Below are 20,194 nucleotides of genomic sequence, written 5' to 3'. Positions count from 1 at the left end.
TTGGAGCGGGTGATGGGAATCGAACCCACGTGACCAGCTTGGAAGGCTGGAGCTCTACCATTGAGCTACACCCGCGTATCTACCTAACCAACTTGTGGTGGAGGAAGAAGGATTCGAACCTTCGTACGCTCACGCGGGCAGATTTACAGTCTGCTGCCATTGACCACTCGGCCATTCCTCCAAAGAATTTACGCAAGTATTAAATGGTCTAATTAAACGTAAAGCATATATATAACTTAGTATAAGTACCAACAAATCTTTTTTGCTCTTTTCCAAGGACATTTGAACTTCGGGCTACAAGCCTTTATAAATAAGGATACAACCCTTTAATACATCAGTATTATTCCTGCACATCGCATGGGTATCAACTTAAGAAGTCTCGATATCCTTCCCGCGGCAGCAATTCAAAAAACAACCTAAATGGCTGTTATGTATCATGGACTTGCCTACACGGGAAGAACATATTTTTTGTTATAAAGCTGAAACTCAAATGACCCCGGCTCTTTTCTCTTGAACTATCCTAGGTTCTGTGAACGTTTCTATGTAATGAGTAGATTTATAGGCATTTTCGCTCGCAGAACCGTAGCGTACTAAATGTACGTGAGGATTCGAGAACGAAAATAACGACGAAATCTACTCATTACATAGAAACGTTCACAGAACCTAAATAAGCTAATATTAAACTTACATTACTTCAGAACGTTTATCAATTGTAACTTTCTATAATAAATAGTAGTTTGTGTCAAGAATAAATTACTCTAGGTTCTAATAAGATGAGAAATAAAGCTAAAATTTCTAAAGATTTGCACTATATATACGGCAAACATCCAGTATTTGCAGCATTAAGCAACCCAAAACGTTATATTCAAAATGTTTTATGTACAGAAGATATTTTCAATTTGCACAAAAATTTAATCTCTAACCACCCATATGAGATTACCAACATAGATTACTTAACCCGTCTTTTTGGTTCAAATCATAATCATCAGGGAATAGCCGCTAACGTTAAAAGTATCTTCTCTAATCGTATTGAAGATATTGACATAACTATTCCTAATTGTAAAGTTGCTATTTTGGATCAAATAACCGATCCACAAAATATTGGTGCTATTATTCGTAGTGCAGCTTCTTTTGACATCACGACCATAATATTACCTCTAGATAATGCACCTGATGAAAATGCTACCATAGCAAAAACAGCTTCTGGAGCTTTAGAAGTAGTACAAATGGTTAAAGTCACTAATTTAAGGTGGTCAATAGAATATCTAAAAAAACATGGGTTTTGGATTATTGGTCTTGATGGCAATGCAAAACAATCTTTAAGTACAAAAATATTTTCAGATAAAATGGCAATAGTACTTGGTTCTGAAGATAAAGGAATCAGACGTCTAGTTAAAGAAGCATGTGATCACTTAGTTAAAATACCCATTTCAAGTAAAGTAGAAAGCTTAAATGTCTCAAATGCTGCTGCAATAGCGTTTTATTTGATTTCATTAGACTCTTGATGTCATTCCCTCTTCGGTAAGGAATCCATATTTTTAGTAGGAGGAATTCTACCAATCATTTCATCTAGTGATATTTGAAAATGATCCGCTAGGGCTATTATAATTTGACTATTTAAAGTTTTTTTACTAACGTCCACACCAATATAAGTTGTTGTCATATAGAGCCTCATGATTTATATTAATAATAGGATATGCAAGGTTTAAACCTTATGACATCCGTTCGTAGTCTTTATCCAAAACAGGATGGGTCTTTGCTGAGGTATGAAGTCTTTAAAATTCAAAGCTTCAATTCGACATACAGTTTACCCATCCTACCACTATATATAACTGATCATGTTATATTTATCATGTTTTTTTTATTGTATGAGTTCGATATAAGAATTAATAATTCTTATATCGATACTTGCTTTGTTATAAGGAAAAATGCACTCTTGAAGCGATTCTGCAAGTACATTTTAACTTTTTTCATCATTCAATATGTGATTTTAATTATTAAAATCACATATTGAATGGAGTATTATATTTTAACAATCAGGTGGGCAGCCGCTTCAAACCTGATTGTTTCTATATATAACACTGAATTCGATGTAACAAGTTACATCGAATTCAGGTTATATTATATTTCTTTAATTTTTGGTATTGGAGGTATTGATTTAGGATCAGGGCATTTACGAGTTTGGAACATTAATTGATCAATAGAATGCCCCAATTTATCAGTGCTTAGTAGATTTTTATTTATCCATTTTGCCGTTATCAAATTACCCAGTTCAGAATGAATAATTGGAATATCCGGTACGGCACTAGCACCTATCCCTGCAATTTTAATATGATAACCCTGTTTATCTAATCCATATTGTTGTAATACTTTATCAACTTCTCTTTGAGTAACAATTGTTTGGCGTTCAATATGAGGATTATTACTGACAAATAAAATAACAAAGTCTTTTTGTCTACCAAATTTTCTACTTAAAATTCTTTCAGCAAAATTAACTGCTGCATCATGAGCAGTAGTGGCTGTATCAGGCCTTTCGTTATTCTTGCCTACTTTAGTATTGATTATTTCAGTACGTTTAACTTGATCCTTATTAAGGAACTTGTTTACTAGGTCACTACTCATCAGGTCTTCTGTGAGTTTTCTCTCATTGCTGCTTGCATAATTAGGATAGAATCTTCTAGGAAAAAGACCTAATGGACATTCTTCTTGTGTTTTATACTGAATAAATGGCTGAGCTTTATTTAACTTAATACCGTAATCTTTAGCAAGAGACTCGATATATCTTTCACCTTCCTCAATACAAGCTGAATCATTTCCAACTAATTGTACAGTATCCAATCTATTAATATCTGCCTTTCCTTGCCATGCTTCTAGCAATTCAGTGTATGTTTTGGGGTTAATGCCATCGAGATTAGCCCATAAGGGTCTTGCTCCTGTTAATACTAGTACTAATCCGTTAACTTTAATTTGTTCTGTTAATTTATTATAATAGATTATACGTGTCAATAACCTAATTCTAGCTGCCCCGGCAATCCAAGCTTCGTCGTATTCTTGATAGTTAGGTTTTATTTCATTAATAAGTCCCAATTGTCTAGCATCTACAATATATTGAGACTTATATTTAGTCATCCAATCTTTAGTGGTCAGTTCATTCCGTTCCTGACCAAGATTAAGATCAAACGCATCCTGAGCAACAAATAGTAACCAATCTTCAATATTTCGTACATTTATCTCATTAATAGATTTAAATAAATTTTTACGCAATGATTTAGCATTGAATTTACTAGGAGCGTTTTGATTAGCACCAGCTTTAGCCAAACTGCCCTGAATCAAACGAAATATTTTGTCTGCATTAGTCTTGTCAAAACATACTAGATCGTGCCATAATTTTTGTGGTTCAAAATATCCAGCTAGATAAAAAATCTTTAACAAAGCTTCTTGCTGGGTTGGTGAGGTAAAACCTAATTTGCTAGCAGCTAATTCGAATCCTGAAAGTTCTGATGAATGTTTATAATCCCCGTATGTTATGCTGGTAGTTAGGGCAACTGTTACAGATAGTAGCATTCTTTTTAAGGCTTGAAGCATAATATAATTTTCTTCGTTTAATTATAACCCTAGATTTTTGGGCTTTTGATACTTAATCCAAGTATCAATCAACAACTTAGTAATAATAATCGCAGAGAACATAGATGATATTATACCAATAGTTAGTGTTACTGCGAAACCTTTTATACCTCCAGCTCCAAATATAAAAAGTAAAAATGCTGCAATCAAAGTTGTAACATTTGAATCAAGGATTGTAGCAAAAGCTGATTCAAATCCCATCCTTATGGCATATAGATTAGATGCACCTTTTTTAAGTTCTTCCCTTATCCTTTCATAAATGAGTACATTGGCATCAACTGCCATACCAATCGTTAGGATTATACCAGCAATTCCTGGCAGAGTTAATGTAGCTTGAAAAAGTGACAATAACGCTAAAATATAAAGTAAAGCTAGGCTTAATGCTATATTGGCAAAAATGCCAAGAATTCCGTAAGACCAAATCATGAATATTACCACACTAACAAAACCAATCATACCTGCTTTCTTGCCTGCCTCTATTGAATCTGCTCCAAGATTTGGTCCTACGGTTCTTTCCTCTATTATTTTTAAAGGGGCTGGCAACGAACCAGCCCTAAGTAATAACGCTAATTCATTTGCTGATTCAACAGTAAAATTACCTGAAATTATACCGCTTCCTCCAAGAATTGGTTCATTAATTACTGGTGCACTTAATAATTTGTTATCAAGCACGATAGCAAGCCTCTTGCCAGAATTATTCTTGGTTATTTCTGCAAATAATTTACTACCAAGATTATTAAAAGAAAAAGCAACAGCAGGTTGGGAATTTTGATTGAAAGAAGCTTGGGCAGTTGTTAGCTGGTCACCACTAACAATAGCTTTTTTCTTAACAACTACGTAATATTCTTGCTTATTTTCATTTTCCCCTTTCACTAAAATTGAACCAAAGGGTAAATGTCCATTTAATGCTTGTTGTATGTTGGCAGTTTCATCTACTAAATGAAAGGTTAGTTTTGCAGTTTTGCCAAGAATATTTTTAAGTTGTTGTGGATTTTCCTCACCTGGTACTTGCAGTAATATATGTTTATCACCTTGCCTTTGTATGTTAGGTTCTGTTGTGCCGGTGCTATCCACTCTCATTCTGATTATTTCAATTGATTGGGCAATAACTTGATACCTTAATTCAGCAAGCTTCGAATCACTATAGCTAAGCTTAATATTAGTATTATCGTTTTCTACAGTAATTTCTCGGTCGACTTTACCTAAGATCTTTTTGACCTGTTTATAATCTTCTAGGTTTCTCAATTCAAACTGCACCGCCTTGTTCTTAACAACAAGATTTTTATAACCTATTTTATCTTCCCGTAAATATTTTCGTAAATGGTCAGCTAGACTGTCCATTACATCATTTAAGTAACTATCAAAATCTACATCTAGCAATAGATGAGCACCACCTCTTAAATCAAGACCAAGATTCACCTTATGGTTTGGCAGTATTTTAGAATCTATAGTTGTAAAATTAGGTAAAGCACAAATAAAGGCTGCTATTGTACATAAAATAGAAAGGAATATTTTCCATTTAGGAATATTATACACAGCTCATTTCCCTTTATCTTTTTTACTTTTGGCACTAACTTCTGTTTTATGACGACTTGTAATATCAAGTATTGAAGATTTCAGAATTTTGATTCGTATATTTTCAGCTACTTCAAGATCTACCGTGTTGTCAGCATCGTTAATCTTGCTTACTACTCCGAAAATTCCACTATTAGTTACCACCTCTTCTCCTTTCTTAACGCTACCAACTATAGCCTCTTTCTCACGACGGCGTTTATCTTGTGGTCTAATTAGAAAAAAATAGAATACAACGAAGATTAATACCATCGGTACAAGGCTTGTTAATATTGATTGAGTAGATGATGATTCAGCTACTGGAGTTACTTCTTCAGTTTCTGTTATTGATATTGTATCATTGTTATCTGCATAGGCATTTTCTATAAACATATATATCTCCTGACGTATTATGTAAAAGTAGTTGTATTAATTTATTGTATACTCTTCTGCTTTGAAGAATTATTTTTTGACAATGAGGAACTCGCGTACTCTAAAAAAGCTTGTACACTTGCAATATAAGACTGTTATCATTTTATTTCAATAAATATTTTTCGGGCGAAACCTATAGCTTTCAGACGTTCGCACACTTTTTCAAACACCGCTTTTGGTAAAATATTTAGTGTAGAAATTTCAATATATCTATTATCTTTTAACTCAAGAGAAAAAGATGGTGACTGAAATCTTGGTCCATCAATTTCCCTAGCAATTTTTATAAAATTACCTATTATATGACTGTTACAATAATCATATGAGTTAATCATTCTTTTTGCTAATCTATTAATATATGTATCACTTCTTGCTGTATAGGTAAGTGCAAGAGCAATACTAAGCATCAACCTCTGACGATGACTAAAAGGAATATCTGAAGCTAAAATAAATTCAACAATAAAATTAGAGCGAAGAGTTTTATCGATATTTTTATTATATTGTGCAAGCATTATGACCAAAGTAATTATACTAATTGTTGTTGTATCTGGTTGAATTAAGATAGGCTTAATGACTTCTGTATAATTTTTGATATTACAAGTAGTTTCATCAAAATTTACTAATGTCTTGATTCTTTCATAAATAATATCTTTCTCCTGTTCTTCTTTAGGGAGACAAACAAATCTAACACCTTCTTTTAAACCATAATTTGAAATTATTACCTTTTCAGGTAAAAAGACATTTAGCATAGATTTTGCCACCAAAATTGCGTTAGAATGAATTCTTGATTTATATTGTGTTCTCATACTATGAGCATGAGCTAATTTTTCGAGATATAGTTCAAATTCTCTACGATTTATTTCAAGGTTATGTAAGTTCTTAAGAGGATAATGAACAAACTCCATGTAAGAGCGTCCAATTAGCCTTAAAGCTCCTCCTATTAAGTATAAGTTTGGACAATGATACCCTTGTTGACATTGTTGTATACCCGAATGATTTGGGTATACCTCTCCAAACTCTTTGTTGATCATTTGGCTAATTATATTAATATCGTCAAAATGATTATTAGTGATTAAGCTAGTGCCTAAAGGTAGAGATTTTAAGATTCCCACTTTTTTGTCTTTGATTTGGGCAAGCTCAAGGCTACCTCCACCTAGGTCTGCTGCTATGCCACAAGCATCATTGATACCAGAAATTAATCCGGCAGCTGTAAGATAGGCCTCGCGATTACCAGAAATAATTTCAATATTAATATTAAATTTTCTTTTAACTATTTCTCTAAATTCTTCAGCTCTTGGATGCCCTCTAAGTACAGCAGTAGCAACGCATTTAACATCTGTTACTGATAACCTATCAAAAATATGTACAAAATATTGTAGTGATAAATATACTTGATGCTTTACTTCTAGGTCATCTAGATTAAGTAAATTGATAATATCACTTTTAAATTTATCATTGAAAATTTCTGGAGCTCCAAGTCTATCACATTCATAAACTACAGCTCTTATGGCATTATAACCAATATCAATAATGGCTGAACGCATAGAGGTTTATCTTATTGCTTACTTAAAAAATTAATCTTCTTTAGTAGTAGAATCTGTATTTTCTTGTTCCTCATCTACATTATTTTTATTTGGATCATAAGGTTTTTGAGTTGGAACAAATGTAGGCAGTAATAACCTATTTGTAAAGAACTTATCCTCATAATACTTAATTTTTAAAGATTTAATAGGTGGGAAAGATTCAATTAAAACAATTTGCTCATCTTTTGGTAATTGAATTACTTCTTGAGGCAAAAGCAGAGCTCTTGAAACTTGTGATACATTCTGCGTTCTTGTTGAAATATTAAGATCAAAAAATAGTGGTTTACTATAAGATCGTTGTTCAACTGTTTTATTACCCACTAGCTGTGATATCAGGTTGGCTGTTTCATAGTTATTAGCTGCAAAAGTAATACGATATGTAGCATTTGACAAGAATGAGTTCATTCCAGCATCCTCATAAGTTCCTTTGAGCTGCTGAGTATCTTGTATAATCAAGAATAGGCGAACTCTATATCCCCTGAAAAATGCGATACCAGCCTTAAATGTATCCATTTTGCCTAAAGTAGGGAATTCATCAAGTAGAAACATAACCCCATAAGGTTCTTCTTTTAAATCAGGCATTTTGCGGCTTAAAAACTCTGTAGCTTGCTGGTAAAAAACCTGCATCAATTTTTGTAAACGCTGTATATTATCCGGAGTTAAACCAACATAAACGCTTGTTTTAATCTTCTTAAACTCAAGTATATTAAAGTCAGATGATGCAGTAGCTGAGTCAATTAGCGGGTTTGCCCATAATTCTAAAGAAGAGTTCATTGTAGAGATAACACCTGAACGCTCTTTATCTGCTTTTTGTAGGAATGCAGCAATATTCATATAGGCCACAGGATGTATTACCTTACCTAAAGTATCTAGAACTACTGCCAAGTTGTACACTACGTCATCACTACGCATTGTCCTGACCACTTCGCCAAAGGATTTAGTTTTTGTCGGGTCAGCAATTAAGTATAGTACTACACCAAGAAATAAACTTCGTGCTTCATTATTCCAAAAATCTTTTTCAGGCATAATCAGATTTGAGATTTTTTGTACGTCATCCACCATTTGACCTGGTTTGGTACTTACCCAATCTATAGGATTGTAACAATGAGTTATCCCATCAGGATTGGAAGGTTCCCAAACAAATACTCGTTGTCCTTGTTTCTGCCGCCATCCACTTGTAAGACCATGATTTTCTAGCTTAATGTCATGTACTATAATAGAGTGTTCCCAAAATAATAAATTAGGAATTACAAATCCTACCCCCTTACCTGAACCGGTTGGGGCAAAAAGCAAAGCGTGCTGAAATCCATCAGCAACAAAATATCCTCCGCTATTGGTGCCAAGCAACATACCATGCTTTGAACGTAGACCGGCTTTATCTACATCAGCTTCAGTAGCCCAACTAGCATCTCCATAAACTTTTTCCGGTTGAATAAAAAATTGTAAATTCTTTATTCTTTTAAAATTTTTCCAGTAAAATATGATAACTATAATTGTCGGCATAGTAAGGGATAATATTAACTTAACTTTTAAGTAGTTATATGCTTGAAAAGTTAATTGCGACCATACACTAACTAGCCAATAAGTCCACTTATAAGCTATATCTATGGCTGTTAAGTCAACATTTATAGCTCTAATCTCGTTAGTAGTAAATGCAACTAGCACTCCACTAATCCATATCGTACAAAATACTACCAAAGGGTGTATTATAAAATGACCTAAGAGGTTACGGATAATGTTTACTATTCTCTCCAATCCCATCATTAGTCTTGCCTATTCTTACTATAGTATATTTCTGAGACATATCTCTTCCCACCACTACCACGTTTTAATTGTATCACAATATCGACGACCGCTAATATATATTTTTTCACTTCCTCTGGTGGCATGCCTAAACTAGCTTGCATAACCATTAGCTTAAGTTGTTCTATGGCCATTGCTGGTGCATCAGCATGTAAAGTAGATATAGAGCCAGGATGGCCTGTATTAATTGCTCGTAAGAAACTAAATGCTTCAGCTCCTCTAAGTTCACCTACAATAATTCTATCAGGTCTTAGACGTAAACACGCTTCAATCAAATCCTGAGTAGTAACTTTTGCACGACCTTGCCCCCCTTTTGAAGCGAGGAGATGTAATTTATTAGGGTGATTTGCTAAGATTACCTCCCTAGCATCTTCAACAGTAATTAATCGCTCGCTATTTGGAATTTCTGCTAAAGCAGCGTTAGTAAAGGTTGTTTTACCAGTTGATGTACCACCACTAATAATAATATTTTTTTTAGAAATTACAGCATGTCGAATAAATTCTTTTATTTTATTTTCTTTTAAATAATTATTTAAGATTTTTGCATTCTCGTCAATTAATTCTCCAGTAGATGTTGAATCAAAAGCTCCCAGCTTGGCATATTGATCTAGTGTAAGGTTCATTGTACTACCTTTCCTGATAGCATATCCGACATGGCCTGGTTCACAAGCAGGAGGAAATACTATTTGGATACGATAGCCATTTGGTAGGGACGCAGAGAGTAAAGGTTTTTCCTCAGAAATTGTCTGATCAGTTGACTGAGCTACAAGCCTACCAAGAGATATAAGATGTTCAAAATCAAGTTCAGGTACTGATTTACAAAACAAATCTCCTTTCTTCTCAACCCATACTTCTCCTGGTTTATTTACCATGATCTCATTAACACCATCTTCTGCGAACAGTTCTTTAAATGGTAATAGAAAAGTCTCTAATGCAGCAAAATTATCACTCATTTTATCAATCTTGATTTTCTTAGTACAGATTGAGGAAATTTATAATCTTTATTGACATAAATTTTAATTACCGTACCTTGATCTATAGTAATAGTTGGTTTAAATTCATGTTGCTGAATCATACCTTTCATAGTATCACTGATATCAGTAAAAGCTTTTTTTGAAGCTGCTTGTGCTTGGGTTGGAGTGCTAGCAGTTGCAGTGCTAGTTAGCAAACTAGCTGCTGCATTAGTTACTGCAGTCATTAATGCAACAAGCCTTTGACCAGGCTGTGATCCAGTTGGATTTTGTGCAGTATTACAAGCCTGCATCATGGAAATATAGGCTGATGAGGTCTTATCGGGAATGGCGTTCATGACACTAGAACATATCTGTGAAATTTTAACATCCTCAGTACCAGGACCATTATTAATACTTTGTGCTAAACTTTGTATATTAGCAGCAACAGCAGCATTAGCAGCAGCAGCTTGTGAATTAACTGGGGGAGCTACCACTTTGTCAAGGGCATTGGCAAGTCCAATATTAAATGCCGATAATAATACAGCATTGGTTAATCGTTCTTTATATTTATTATCTACTCTTCCTTGCTCACCTTTCCTTCCAAGATTATCAACAGCTATAGCATCTAAGGTAATGGTATAACCGTTTGACAGATCAATACGATTCCATATTATTGCAATTCGACCATACGCTCCATCAATACCAGTTGTATAAGCACCAAAAATCTTTGATCCTTTAGGAACTAAAATAATATTTTCCCTTTCAGAAAATACATTTCTGCTAATTATTGCCCTTACTTCCCCACCTAAATCACTATTAATAGCAGTCTCTAGTACCGCTTCAATTATCTTACCACGACCAAGAACAAATGCCATATCTCCACGATCTTGAAAATTTGCTTCTTCGGCAATTTGACTTGGTGTTTTTTTCTCTGGAACTCCTGCAATTAATACTATAGAAGATTTTCTCTTTGCTTCACGGCGTTTCTTTTCCTCGTCACTTTCAGCTATTCCTCCAGGAAGGGGTGATGATACAACGGAAGGAAGAGAAGCGTTATCAGCACTATTATTATCTACTGAAGTAGTAGGTAAAGGAAGCTTTGGCACATCAGCAACTTTAGGGGGAGGAGGTGGTGGAAGCTCCACAGGTGTTTCGAGTTTAGGTGCTTCTGGTAATTTTGGAATCTCTGGTAGATTTTTAGAATTATCTTGTGTCGGTTTAGTAATATCAGTAGGTGCTGATGGAGCTACCACCTCAGGTGGTTTATTATCAGCAATAAAAAGTTTAAAAAAAATAAATATAAAGACAGCAGAAATGACAAGTAGAATCAGAATGCTTTGCTTAGGATTAGAGGCAACTTTTGATAGCTCATTTTGAACTTCTGGTATGTCTTGTTCCTCTGCACTCTGTGTACTGATTTGAGAAGAGGTGTTATTTTGCTTTGCCATAGTAAATTAATATCATTATTACGCGAATTTGGGATAAGAATTAATTAATTCTTATCCCGAATTGAGGTATTATTGTGAAGTACTAAACCTTTTTTTAGGATAATAAAACCTAACTACATATACCAAGTCTTTTTCACGACCTTCTTCCAATTCTTTGGATACAACATCGAATTGGTAAGTCCTTTTATTAGTTATGATAGTCATATTTGTTCTAATGTTTTTTTCCAATGGCTTAATGAATAATCTATTTGCCAACGGAGTCATTTTCCAAGCATAGGATTCCCCTAGAACAATATTTTGGATCTCCTCATTTTTGGCAAATTCTATACTTGACTGAAAACCAAAATGCAGAACTAATAAATAAACTTCATTAGGATTATGTATATAAGTTTTAATTCTGTTATCAGTAGTTATGGCTAGATCATCTACATCATTATCTATATGCATATTACCTGCACAAGCGTTGGCAATAACCGAATGTAATAATATTGCCGCTACGAAAAGAAGTCTAGCTATTATCATCATCTACCCTATAATCATTAACTTGAAAACCTACTGGATTAATATCTCGATCTGCATCTGTTAATTCCATTGGAATATATGCGTAACTTACCACAGCTATTTTATTGAAAACCGTTTTATTGCCTGTTGTTTCATTAATAGAGAACCTAACCATATATTTATTTTTTTCTACTCCTGACCAAGATTTAATTACTAAAAAAGTTGTGTTGTTTTGACCATATATTAAAACTGGATTTACATCTTTATTTTGTATATATCCTAGATAGTTATAATATACTGGACTTGAAGATAATAATCTAACGCTTTTCCTTGCTTCAGTATCAAAATCAACAGGATTATATGTTTCTCTAGCTATGAGGTATTTTTTAATAAAATACCTTGAAAGTGCCTCGTCACCGTTTAGTATCTCCGAAGATATTGGATTTACAATCGTTGCCATTCCCGTACTATCATCAATTTGGATAACAAAAGGACTAAACTCTCTTGAATTTACCACTATAGTTACCGCTGCTATGGATGCCATTATAAGTATTATTAGTAATATAGATAATACCAACAAGATATTACGTTGTACAATTAACCTATCAGATCTTTCCTCGTACCAATTCCTAGTAGCTTTAACAAAGTTATTAGACTGAACGCTTTGGTTCTCTACCACATCAGAAGGTGATTTTAGTATATTTAATATATTAGCTAACTTAAACATTGTACATCCCCACTACTTGTAAAGCCTAAGACAAGTTAGTGAATAAATTAATTCAAACAATATAATCATAAATTATGATCATAACTTATTTCATAACAAAAACATTGACAATATAATTCATCAATTCTCAATATTTTTGCAGTATACACTAATTTCGAGCTACACTAATAGGTTATTTGTCATAATTTAAAAATATTACTTAACCTTAATTCGATATAAGAATTAGTAATTCTTATATCGAATTGGCTGTGTTATAAGGAAAAATGCATTCTTGGAGTGCTCCTACGAATGCATTTTAATCTATTATCGCTAATAATCTTATTTTTATAAGTATAAAAATAAGATTATTAGCAAATTAATATTTAACAATCAGGTGGGCAGCCGCTTCAAACCTGATTGTTTCTATATATATCAATATATCCCGGAAGTTCGATGTAACTTGTTACATCGAACTTTCTGTTACTTACGACCACTACCAAAGGAATAGATTAATTTACCTATTAAGGATTCAATATTAACTGCTGACTGGGTGTATTTTATCTGATCACCTCCAGCCAAATTTTCTTCAGATGAACCGGGGGTTACGGATATATATCTACTACCAAGTATTCCACTTGTGACTATTGCTATACTAGTGTCTTTAGGTAACTTTATATCATTATTGATGTTAATGGTTAATAAGGCAAAAAAGCTAGTTTTATCTAGAGTTATGTTAGTTACTGATCCGATTTTTATACCCGCTAACATCACGCTACTGCCTTGAACTATCCCTTCCGCATTCTGAAAATTTGCCTTAACTATATACCCAGATGCAACTTTTGATGAGTTACCAATTTTATAAGCAAAAACAAAAAAGGCTAAAGCAACTAGTATTACTATAAAGCCAACTAAAGTTTCTATAACATTATGTTTCATTATTTTGATTTATCTAAAGGTTTCCAGCTACTATATTTAGCTTCAGTTGTACTATTTTTTATTAGGTTATGAGATAAGCTAGTGCCAGTAATATTAGGGAGATAATTTTGTTGCCAGTCAAATTTATTATTGTTAGTTGGTACTTCATTAGTCATATAATGCAACCAAGCATGCCACATGGGAGGAACTTTCGATGCTTCCACTTTACCTTTATAAACCACCTGTCTTCTAGCTTGACCTAAATAATTCTGCTTTTTACTTTGATAATATTTGTTACCAAATTGATCTTTTCCAATCTCCTTAGAGAAAATAGGTATAAAAAAATTATCTATGAATGACATTTAAGTATTTTTATAGCAGTTTCTTTTCCTTGCACAGCTAGTCTATCAGCCACTTCATTACCTTCATTATTATTGTGACCTTTAACCCAATTCCAAATAATATAGTGTTTACTTAACTCTTCGTACAATTTTTTCCATAAATCAACATTCTTGACGGGATCATTGTTGTTTTTATGCCAGTTATTTTTTATCCATGTGTTAATCCACTGTGTTATTCCAAGCTGTAAATACTTACTATCTGTGTAAACTTCTACATAGCATGATTTTTTAAGAACTTTTAATGCTTCAATTACTGCTGTCATTTCCATTTGATTATTAGTGGTATATAGTTCATGACCGAATATACTCTTCTGCTTTAAAGGCAAGCTATCACGAAACTTCGTAGAGTTCTCACATATATCTAACATGTTTAACTTTTTTTTGTTATACCAATTTTTCAAAGCATTTGGATCTAGCTCTACACTAGCTCCATGAAACTGTAATAACGCTCCCCAGCCACCTGGTCCAGGATTACCTGAGCAAGCTCCATCAGTGTATATGGTAACCTTAGGCAAAGTAGCTTGACTCTTTGAAATACTTGGGTCTTGTATATTCATTATAATTTAACCTGAGTTATGCAAATTCGCGTAAATTATACCTCTAAATAACGCCAAAGTCTGTCTGTACCTTTGCTAATACCAATCCTAGGAGTATTAATAAATTTAGGGGTATTACCTACATCAATAATACAAAAAGACTTATTAGTAGTTACATCTTGACCATTTTGGGTTTTATTAATTCCAAGAGTACGACATAATTTACCAGGTCCATCAAGTAAAACTTGTAAAGGGCTATATTGATACACTCCCCTAATTAATACAGCAGCTGGAAATCCCTGTTGTTCTGTTACTATATTTAAACAATAATACATACCATAAATCAAATATACATATGCATGACCTGCAGAACCATACATAATCTTTGTACGGGGCGTTATACCTTTTGCTGCATGACAAGCAGGATCATCTTCTCCAACATAAGCTTCTGTTTCAATAATTCGTGCTTCTATATTACCAAAGCACAAAACCTTTCCAAGTAACTCTTGTGAGACAATAAGCGTATTTCTTTCATAAAATGTTTTTGGAAGTATTTTAAACATCTTAGTGGTTTAATAAAATATGATATAATTGTATTGATGCAATATAATTCACTATTACATCATTTCACAGCTTTTTCTTGACAAATATTAAAGGTGAGATATTTTGTACTTAGATTTGTATATTATAGAAAGATATTTGAGATTATTACATATATGTCAAAAGCTAAAACAGCATCTAAAAATAACCCAACCTCTAGAGAACAGGCAAAGGAGTATTTTCATAATGGACAAAAAATTAGGCCTGTAAAACTTATATCCGGTAAATCTTCTTTTTTGGCAGCAGAATATGATGTATCAGGAGATTTGGTACTTGGTTCTGATGGCAAGGCATTACCTTGGGACAGAACAAAAATTTAGCCTAAATATTAAGTTTTCAAACAAGTTTGTTGACCTTACATGTAAAAAGGTATATAAGCTACCTATCATTAATATGGTTTGGGGATGTAGCTCAGGGGTAGAGCATCTGCTTTGCACGCAGAGGGTCGGGGGTTCGATTCCCTTCGTCTCCACCACTCTCCTATTTTAACTAATAAGTTTATTCATCATATATTTAAATTTGGTTTTTTACTACCAAATGTATGGTATCTCTTACAATAAGTAGCAGCCACATATAAAAAATAATCATCTTTTATATCTATCTTTTGCAAAAGTACTTTTTCATAAAACCTTGTGTAAGTAGTAACGGTGATTAGGTTAGCAGATGACAAAGTACCAAGTACAGACCAAAATAACGTATTAATTGGTGTATATAGCAAGTCCTCGTCAATTAGAATGATGACAGATTTATCACTACAAGTCATTACTCGGCGAATTAATTTGCCAAGAGTACAATAATCATAAGGTCCTTTAGATTCGATAATTTCTACTACTGTTAATCCTTCTTGTTGGCTAGTAGTAATGACATCGTTTCTGAGCTTAAGATCATTACTTTTGTTATAAGGTGGGGTAAGAAAAATTACTGCATTTGAAGTTAAGGTTGTTGTATGTCTCATAATGGCATTCCCTCGTTGATTAAACTTAAAGTCAGAACGCCCTCGCAAAGCGAGGGGCTTGACGGTTATGAGCAGCCCAAAGGGCTGCCATTGTTAATTAAAATTCTCCTGATTCGTCAGAGCCTAAACTATCAAGTTGCTCTTGATTCTTAATGTAGTGTTTGATCTGATTCTCTTCAAATCCTACAGTTGAGACCGCATAACCTCTAGCCCACAACTTTTCTCCATTAAAATTACGTTTTCGTCCACCAAACTGCCTAGCAACGGCTATAGCACTTTTCCCCTTGATATAGCCTATTACTTCAGCTACAGAATATTTAGGAGGAATCTTGATGAGCATATGCACATGATCTTGTACCATATGCCCCTCTATGATCTTTCTCCCACGTTGAAAAGCTAACTCATGGAATACGTTCCCAAGATATTTTCTAACCTTCCCGTACAATTCTTTTTTACGACACTTTGAAATAAACACAATATGATATTTGCAATCCCATTTAGAATGATTTAAACTTTCGTATGTTGTCATATATTTTCTCCTTTGACCGTCAAGCCAAAGAAGTTATATATGATAACTTTTTATTTTATACTAAATCTAAAGGCCAAGCCTTGATGGTCTCACTAGTCAAACTAGTGGCTTACCTATCATTGAGTTAACCTCAAATATCGATGTACGCGAATTCGGGATAAGAATTTGTCAATTCTTATGCCAAATTGGGGTGTGAAGACATCGGTTTAATAGCATAGGGTGTTCCTTGCGTAGATAGGGGGCTAAAAAAATAGCATGTATTGCCAAAAAAAAGTTAAAAAATGGTTACAAAAAAGTTTTATAGAAATAAAGAAGATTTTATTTGTGATATATGTAGTGAATCGGTACAAGGAAATGGCTATACTAACCATTGTTCAGCATGTTTCTACAGCAAACATGTGGATATTAACCCTGGGGATAGAGCCTCTAGATGTAACGGACTAATGCAGCCAGTTTCCTATAAACTCGATAGTAAAAAGGGCATAATTCTAACTCATAAATGTCTTAAATGTGGAGAATATAAAAACAACAAGCTTGCAAGCACAGATAGCGTAGAGAATTTGCTAGATGCTTTCAGTTATGCCTGAATATACCCCAATTAGGGATAAGAATTGACAAATTCTTATCCTGAATTCGCGTAATATCAGGGCAATGGCATAAATTCTATCACCATTACGATGGCTCAAACATTTTCGGGTTAGCTACAGATTCAGTCTATTGTGTTTTTATTGCCACAAAGTATCTCTATAACACTATTGATTAATGCTCATAATAGTTTTTTAGTTTGTCCTAAAGAAAATAGTATGCTATATATACCGAACTAGGTAGCCTAAGTGGAATTTGGAGAGATTTGTGTTTCACGGGCATTATTTGAGAATCTAATAAGGGAATTCTTGTCTATATAATTTAAGGAGAAATATTATGAAAAAGTTGTTTTTAATCGCTGCTACAAGTACGGCTCTTTTAACTTCTGCTACATCTTTTGCTGAAACAGGAGGGTTTTATCTTAAAGCCGAAGGTGGTGCGACTAAGTTGAATAATACGAAAATGAAATTTGAAGATACAAAATCAGATAGCCTGAAATTTAAATCTAAAACTAACGCGATTTTGGGTCTTGGTGCTGGTTATTATGCCATGGATAATGTTAGAGCAGAATTGACACTTGATTTCCTAGTCAATCCAGAATTTACTAATAATACTACTAAAGATTTGGGTTCAAAGCGTCAAGAAGTTAGCAAAATAACAGCTAAAGGACAAGTGGTGTCATTGTTGCTCAGTGGTTATGTAGATTTGTATGATGCAGGTTTTGCTAAATTCTTTGCTGGAGCAGGTGTTGGTATGGCTCAAATAAAAGAAAAACTAACTGCGAATGATACTACAACCTTTGAGGGAAAGGTTCAAAGTACTGAAAGATATTCTGACACTAGGAAACCCGCTAATAATTTTGCTTATCAGTTGACTGTTGGTGCTTCTGCTAATGTGGCTGATGGTGTGAATGTTGAGCTTGCCTATAGCTGGAGAGATTATGGAGAAACAAATTCTAAAAATAAAGATAAGAAGGATACTGACAAAATATCTAAAACCGCTTACAGAGGTCATAATTTAATGGCTGGCTTAAGATTTGATATTTAATAATAATTTATAGATTTATTATTTTTGTGCTACAAAAGAAGAGGGCTTTTACTAACCCTCTTCTTTTGTTATTTGTAGGGTTATCTTGAAAATAAGCTAGCGGATTAGTTTAATTTATAGTAAAATGTAAATTAAAAAATAGAATTATGAAAAATTTACTCTTAGTAACGATTATAGCTATTTCACTTTTAGTCTCTTTTTCCTCTTTGGCTATTGAAAATCAATTTTATTTGAAAGCAGAGGTTGGGGCGAATAAAATGGCTAATATTAAGTTAAATGATAAAAAACTAAAGCAAAATACCGCTATGTTTCTTGGCGGAGGTTTGGGTTATTATATTCTAGATAATGTTAGAACTGATCTCATGCTTGCTTGGATTTCTAATCATCAATTTAAGCATTCTTTTGCCGGTACAAACTCAAAAATTAAGCCTCAAATTGCTACTTTAATGCTTAATGGTTATGTGGATATTGTTGATATAAGTATTTGTGAATTTTTTGTTGGTGCTGGTGCTGGAGTTGGTCAACTAAAAAACCAAATTACTAAGAATAATGGTGTATCAGTTTCTAGTGGTAAAAAAAATAACCTAGTCTACCAGCTTACTCTTGGAGTTGCTACAAAGTTAGCTCCAGGAGTAAAAGTTGAAGCAGCTTACAGTTGGAAAGATTTTGGTAGCACAAAAGAAATAAAAAATCATATTAAGTCATTAGCATATAAAGGTCATAATGTATCACTTGCCGTTAGGTTTGATGTGTAATATCATAGTACCCTACATTTTTCTATAATCGTCATAGTAAGGCTCTTTAGATGCCGTAGCGATCTAGGTAAACAGCGAGGCTGTTTTTTTAGAGTAACGCTTCGCGTACTTGGATTGCCGCGTCGCCGCTTTTTCGCGATTCCTCGCTAATAGACAGTTTAAGACTTACAACAGCGCTTCGCTAATAGACGATTTTTTAACTTTCAACAGTTGTGGAATAACATCATTGAACAATTCGGACACTATATGAAAATACCATACCATTGTGATGTTGCCAAAAGGGTTATATTAAAAGAATCTGCTGCATTAGTTGAATTATCTAATAATATTCCTAGTGATTTTAACAATATAGTAGATTATATAATTAACTGTAAAGGTAGGATTATTTTAACCGGCATAGGAAAGAGTGGTTATATAGCTCATAAAATAGCAGCAAGTTTTGCTTCTACTGGTACGGCTGCTTTTTATCTGCACCCAGCTGAGGCTAGCCACGGTGATCTTGGTATGGTAACTGACAATGATGTAGTATTTATGTTGTCTAATTCAGGAGAGACCAGAGAATTATTTGATATAATGAAATATTGTAAGAGATTTTCTATAAAAATAATTGCCATGACTATGAATGCCAACTCTACTATAGCAATCAATAGTGATTTCCTATTATTAATACCAAGAATCAATGAAGCATCTTATATTGCCGCTCCAACAACTTCTTCAGTAATGATGTTATCTCTTGGAGATGCACTTACCACTTCTGTACATGAAGCACGAGGCTTTTCTGAAGATGATTTTCGGCTGTATCATCCTGGGGGGAAGATTGGAGCGAATCTTATAAAAGTAGAGAGCTTAATGCGGGTGAAGGATCAGTTGCCTTTAGTATATGCTGATACCTCATTTACCGATACTATATTGGTTATGAATCAAAAGAGTCTTGGATGTGCTATAGTGGTAGATAAAGATTTGAGTTTGGTTGGTATTATAACAGATGGAGATTTGCGTAGACATATTAATGATAAAATAGATATGAAGTATGCATGCGATGTAATGACTTCTAATCCAAAACAAATTTCTCCTTTAAAATTAGCGGGAGAGGCTTTAGGTATAATGAATAGTAAATCGATTACTAGCATACCAGTAACTGAAAATAATATGGTGATTGGTATTGTTCATATCCATGACTTACTTAGGGCAGGAATTAGTTGATGAATGTCCATGATAATGTTACCCCAATTCTAGATAAGAATTAATTAATTCTTATCCAAAATTCGCGTAT

The 20,194-nt window shown here is 33.6% G+C and carries 23 protein-coding genes and 3 tRNA genes; 8 read left to right on the top strand and 18 right to left on the bottom strand.

Annotated features, from left to right (window positions below; genetic code table 11):
* Position 1: 1 nt before the first annotated feature.
* A tRNA-Gly gene (locus AAHM80_RS01130) sits at positions 2 to 75 on the bottom strand.
* 20 nt (positions 76 to 95) lie between these two features.
* Positions 96 to 181: transfer RNA gene (locus AAHM80_RS01125), tRNA-Tyr, on the bottom strand.
* A 592-nt stretch (positions 182 to 773) separates the two neighbouring features.
* Here AAHM80_RS01125 and rlmB point away from each other — a divergent pair.
* The gene (gene rlmB / locus AAHM80_RS01120) at positions 774 to 1,505 is read left to right on the top strand and encodes a 23S rRNA (guanosine(2251)-2'-O)-methyltransferase RlmB (RefSeq protein ID WP_342260033.1); all 732 of its coding nucleotides are present in this window, start codon (positions 774 to 776) and stop codon (positions 1,503 to 1,505) included.
* Between the two features lie 2 nt (positions 1,506 to 1,507).
* Here the strand turns inward: rlmB and AAHM80_RS01115 are convergent, their stop codons facing one another.
* From AAHM80_RS01115 to AAHM80_RS01050, 14 genes are all read right to left on the bottom strand, one after another.
* Positions 1,508 to 1,663 carry a hypothetical protein gene (locus AAHM80_RS01115; protein WP_341755302.1) on the bottom strand — a complete coding sequence of 52 codons (156 nt, stop codon included), beginning with the start codon at positions 1,661 to 1,663 and terminating at the stop codon, positions 1,508 to 1,510.
* Positions 1,664 to 2,121: 458 nt separating this feature from the next.
* Positions 2,122 to 3,585 (bottom strand): hypothetical protein, encoded by a 1,464-nt coding sequence (locus AAHM80_RS01110; protein ID WP_342260032.1) that lies wholly within the window; start codon positions 3,583 to 3,585, stop codon positions 2,122 to 2,124.
* Positions 3,586 to 3,606: 21 nt separating this feature from the next.
* The gene (gene secD / locus AAHM80_RS01105) at positions 3,607 to 5,160 is read right to left on the bottom strand and encodes a protein translocase subunit SecD (RefSeq protein WP_341748331.1); all 1,554 of its coding nucleotides are present in this window, start codon (positions 5,158 to 5,160) and stop codon (positions 3,607 to 3,609) included.
* A gap of 3 nt (positions 5,161 to 5,163) precedes the next feature.
* Complete coding sequence (gene yajC / locus AAHM80_RS01100) at positions 5,164 to 5,568, bottom strand: preprotein translocase subunit YajC (RefSeq protein ID WP_341755305.1); 405 nt, start codon at positions 5,566 to 5,568, stop codon at positions 5,164 to 5,166.
* A 137-nt stretch (positions 5,569 to 5,705) separates the two neighbouring features.
* The gene (locus AAHM80_RS01095; protein WP_342260031.1) at positions 5,706 to 7,148 is read right to left on the bottom strand and encodes a Ppx/GppA family phosphatase; all 1,443 of its coding nucleotides are present in this window, start codon (positions 7,146 to 7,148) and stop codon (positions 5,706 to 5,708) included.
* 30 nt (positions 7,149 to 7,178) lie between these two features.
* Complete coding sequence (locus tag AAHM80_RS01090; protein WP_410521515.1) at positions 7,179 to 8,948, bottom strand: type IV secretory system conjugative DNA transfer family protein; 1,770 nt, start codon at positions 8,946 to 8,948, stop codon at positions 7,179 to 7,181.
* Positions 8,949 to 8,950: 2 nt separating this feature from the next.
* Positions 8,951 to 9,943 (bottom strand): P-type DNA transfer ATPase VirB11, encoded by a 993-nt coding sequence (gene virB11, locus AAHM80_RS01085; protein ID WP_341748334.1) that lies wholly within the window; start codon positions 9,941 to 9,943, stop codon positions 8,951 to 8,953.
* Positions 9,940 to 11,391: a TrbI/VirB10 family protein gene (locus AAHM80_RS01080; RefSeq protein ID WP_342260029.1), complete on the bottom strand. Its 1,452-nt coding sequence runs from the start codon at positions 11,389 to 11,391 to the stop codon at positions 9,940 to 9,942. Before AAHM80_RS01080 ends, virB11 begins: the two co-directional genes overlap by 4 nt.
* 69 nt (positions 11,392 to 11,460) lie before the next feature.
* Positions 11,461 to 11,913, bottom strand: a complete 453-nt coding sequence (locus tag AAHM80_RS01075; RefSeq protein WP_341751373.1) for a TrbG/VirB9 family P-type conjugative transfer protein — start codon at positions 11,911 to 11,913, stop codon at positions 11,461 to 11,463.
* Positions 11,900 to 12,619: a virB8 family protein gene (locus AAHM80_RS01070; RefSeq protein WP_342260028.1), complete on the bottom strand. Its 720-nt coding sequence runs from the start codon at positions 12,617 to 12,619 to the stop codon at positions 11,900 to 11,902. Before AAHM80_RS01070 ends, AAHM80_RS01075 begins: the two co-directional genes overlap by 14 nt.
* A gap of 459 nt (positions 12,620 to 13,078) precedes the next feature.
* Positions 13,079 to 13,534 (bottom strand): outer membrane lipid asymmetry maintenance protein MlaD, encoded by a 456-nt coding sequence (gene mlaD / locus AAHM80_RS01065; protein WP_341751375.1) that lies wholly within the window; start codon positions 13,532 to 13,534, stop codon positions 13,079 to 13,081.
* Entirely contained in the window at positions 13,534 to 13,875 is a 342-nt protein-coding gene (locus AAHM80_RS01060; protein ID WP_341748339.1) for a complex I NDUFA12 subunit family protein, read from the bottom strand. The genes mlaD and AAHM80_RS01060 overlap by 1 nt, the downstream gene beginning before the upstream one ends.
* Complete coding sequence (locus AAHM80_RS01055; protein WP_342260027.1) at positions 13,863 to 14,471, bottom strand: ribonuclease HI; 609 nt, start codon at positions 14,469 to 14,471, stop codon at positions 13,863 to 13,865. The genes AAHM80_RS01060 and AAHM80_RS01055 overlap by 13 nt, the downstream gene beginning before the upstream one ends.
* Before the next feature lie 35 nt (positions 14,472 to 14,506).
* Positions 14,507 to 15,013, bottom strand: a complete 507-nt coding sequence (locus AAHM80_RS01050) for a DNA-3-methyladenine glycosylase (RefSeq protein ID WP_342260026.1) — start codon at positions 15,011 to 15,013, stop codon at positions 14,507 to 14,509.
* Between the two features lie 153 nt (positions 15,014 to 15,166).
* Between AAHM80_RS01050 and AAHM80_RS01045 the strand changes: the two genes are divergently transcribed.
* A complete protein-coding gene (locus AAHM80_RS01045; RefSeq protein WP_341748342.1) occupies positions 15,167 to 15,370 on the top strand; it encodes a hypothetical protein in 204 nt (67 codons plus the stop codon).
* 80 nt (positions 15,371 to 15,450) lie between these two features.
* Positions 15,451 to 15,525 (top strand) — tRNA-Ala (locus AAHM80_RS01040).
* 30 nt (positions 15,526 to 15,555) lie between these two features.
* Here AAHM80_RS01040 and AAHM80_RS01035 read toward each other — a convergent pair.
* Complete coding sequence (locus AAHM80_RS01035; protein WP_342260025.1) at positions 15,556 to 16,005, bottom strand: hypothetical protein; 450 nt, start codon at positions 16,003 to 16,005, stop codon at positions 15,556 to 15,558.
* Between AAHM80_RS01035 and AAHM80_RS01030 the strand changes: the two genes are divergently transcribed.
* Positions 15,997 to 16,158, top strand: coding sequence for a hypothetical protein (locus AAHM80_RS01030; protein WP_342260024.1), 162 nt, complete (start codon positions 15,997 to 15,999; stop codon positions 16,156 to 16,158). The two genes, AAHM80_RS01035 and AAHM80_RS01030, sit on opposite strands and share 9 nt — an antisense overlap.
* On the opposite strand, the gene tnpA is transcribed toward AAHM80_RS01030, so the two are convergent.
* A complete protein-coding gene (gene tnpA / locus AAHM80_RS01025) occupies positions 16,103 to 16,534 on the bottom strand; it encodes an IS200/IS605 family transposase (RefSeq protein WP_342259494.1) in 432 nt (143 codons plus the stop codon). The genes AAHM80_RS01030 and tnpA overlap by 56 nt on opposite strands.
* A gap of 281 nt (positions 16,535 to 16,815) precedes the next feature.
* On the opposite strand from tnpA, the gene AAHM80_RS01020 reads away from it, so the two are divergent.
* From AAHM80_RS01020 to AAHM80_RS01005, 4 genes are all read left to right on the top strand, one after another.
* Positions 16,816 to 17,121 carry an RNHCP domain-containing protein gene (locus AAHM80_RS01020; RefSeq protein WP_342260023.1) on the top strand — a complete coding sequence of 102 codons (306 nt, stop codon included), beginning with the start codon at positions 16,816 to 16,818 and terminating at the stop codon, positions 17,119 to 17,121.
* 334 nt (positions 17,122 to 17,455) lie between these two features.
* On the top strand, positions 17,456 to 18,166 hold the full coding sequence (locus AAHM80_RS01015; RefSeq protein WP_342260022.1) for an outer membrane beta-barrel protein: 711 nt from the start codon (positions 17,456 to 17,458) through the stop codon (positions 18,164 to 18,166).
* A gap of 146 nt (positions 18,167 to 18,312) precedes the next feature.
* Positions 18,313 to 18,921 carry an outer membrane protein gene (locus AAHM80_RS01010; RefSeq protein WP_342260021.1) on the top strand — a complete coding sequence of 203 codons (609 nt, stop codon included), beginning with the start codon at positions 18,313 to 18,315 and terminating at the stop codon, positions 18,919 to 18,921.
* Positions 18,922 to 19,167: 246 nt separating this feature from the next.
* Positions 19,168 to 20,124: a KpsF/GutQ family sugar-phosphate isomerase gene (locus AAHM80_RS01005; protein ID WP_342260020.1), complete on the top strand. Its 957-nt coding sequence runs from the start codon at positions 19,168 to 19,170 to the stop codon at positions 20,122 to 20,124.
* Positions 20,125 to 20,194: the final 70 nt, after the last annotated feature.

It is taken from the genome of Candidatus Tisiphia endosymbiont of Metellina segmentata, assembly GCF_964030715.1.
Taxonomy (GTDB): Bacteria; Pseudomonadota; Alphaproteobacteria; order Rickettsiales; family Rickettsiaceae; genus Tisiphia.
This window is presented reverse-complemented; position numbering and strand designations above follow the sequence as displayed.

Excerpts from the sequence above, each read along its gene's own strand:
- AAHM80_RS01045 (WP_341748342.1), top strand. The coding sequence starts at position 15,167 with ATGTCAAAAGCTAAAACAGCATCTAAAAATAACCCAACCTCTAGAGAA.
- yajC (WP_341755305.1), bottom strand. The coding sequence starts at position 5,568 with ATGTTTATAGAAAATGCCTATGCAGATAACAATGATACAATATCAATA.
- virB11 (WP_341748334.1), bottom strand. The coding sequence starts at position 9,943 with ATGAGTGATAATTTTGCTGCATTAGAGACTTTTCTATTACCATTTAAA.
- AAHM80_RS01055 (WP_342260027.1), bottom strand. The coding sequence starts at position 14,471 with ATGAATATACAAGACCCAAGTATTTCAAAGAGTCAAGCTACTTTGCCT.
- mlaD (WP_341751375.1), bottom strand. The coding sequence starts at position 13,534 with ATGAAACATAATGTTATAGAAACTTTAGTTGGCTTTATAGTAATACTA.
- AAHM80_RS01070 (WP_342260028.1), bottom strand. The coding sequence starts at position 12,619 with ATGTTTAAGTTAGCTAATATATTAAATATACTAAAATCACCTTCTGAT.
- AAHM80_RS01080 (WP_342260029.1), bottom strand. The coding sequence starts at position 11,391 with ATGGCAAAGCAAAATAACACCTCTTCTCAAATCAGTACACAGAGTGCA.
- AAHM80_RS01110 (WP_342260032.1), bottom strand. The coding sequence starts at position 3,585 with ATGCTTCAAGCCTTAAAAAGAATGCTACTATCTGTAACAGTTGCCCTA.
- AAHM80_RS01075 (WP_341751373.1), bottom strand. The coding sequence starts at position 11,913 with ATGATAATAGCTAGACTTCTTTTCGTAGCGGCAATATTATTACATTCG.
- tnpA (WP_342259494.1), bottom strand. The coding sequence starts at position 16,534 with ATGACAACATACGAAAGTTTAAATCATTCTAAATGGGATTGCAAATAT.
- AAHM80_RS01060 (WP_341748339.1), bottom strand. The coding sequence starts at position 13,875 with ATGTCATTCATAGATAATTTTTTTATACCTATTTTCTCTAAGGAGATT.
- AAHM80_RS01020 (WP_342260023.1), top strand. The coding sequence starts at position 16,816 with ATGGTTACAAAAAAGTTTTATAGAAATAAAGAAGATTTTATTTGTGAT.
- AAHM80_RS01030 (WP_342260024.1), top strand. The coding sequence starts at position 15,997 with ATGTCTCATAATGGCATTCCCTCGTTGATTAAACTTAAAGTCAGAACG.
- AAHM80_RS01050 (WP_342260026.1), bottom strand. The coding sequence starts at position 15,013 with ATGTTTAAAATACTTCCAAAAACATTTTATGAAAGAAATACGCTTATT.
- AAHM80_RS01115 (WP_341755302.1), bottom strand. The coding sequence starts at position 1,663 with ATGACAACAACTTATATTGGTGTGGACGTTAGTAAAAAAACTTTAAAT.
- AAHM80_RS01015 (WP_342260022.1), top strand. The coding sequence starts at position 17,456 with ATGAAAAAGTTGTTTTTAATCGCTGCTACAAGTACGGCTCTTTTAACT.
- AAHM80_RS01010 (WP_342260021.1), top strand. The coding sequence starts at position 18,313 with ATGAAAAATTTACTCTTAGTAACGATTATAGCTATTTCACTTTTAGTC.
- AAHM80_RS01095 (WP_342260031.1), bottom strand. The coding sequence starts at position 7,148 with ATGCGTTCAGCCATTATTGATATTGGTTATAATGCCATAAGAGCTGTA.
- AAHM80_RS01035 (WP_342260025.1), bottom strand. The coding sequence starts at position 16,005 with ATGAGACATACAACAACCTTAACTTCAAATGCAGTAATTTTTCTTACC.
- AAHM80_RS01090 (WP_410521515.1), bottom strand. The coding sequence starts at position 8,948 with ATGGGATTGGAGAGAATAGTAAACATTATCCGTAACCTCTTAGGTCAT.
- rlmB (WP_342260033.1), top strand. The coding sequence starts at position 774 with ATGAGAAATAAAGCTAAAATTTCTAAAGATTTGCACTATATATACGGC.
- AAHM80_RS01005 (WP_342260020.1), top strand. The coding sequence starts at position 19,168 with ATGAAAATACCATACCATTGTGATGTTGCCAAAAGGGTTATATTAAAA.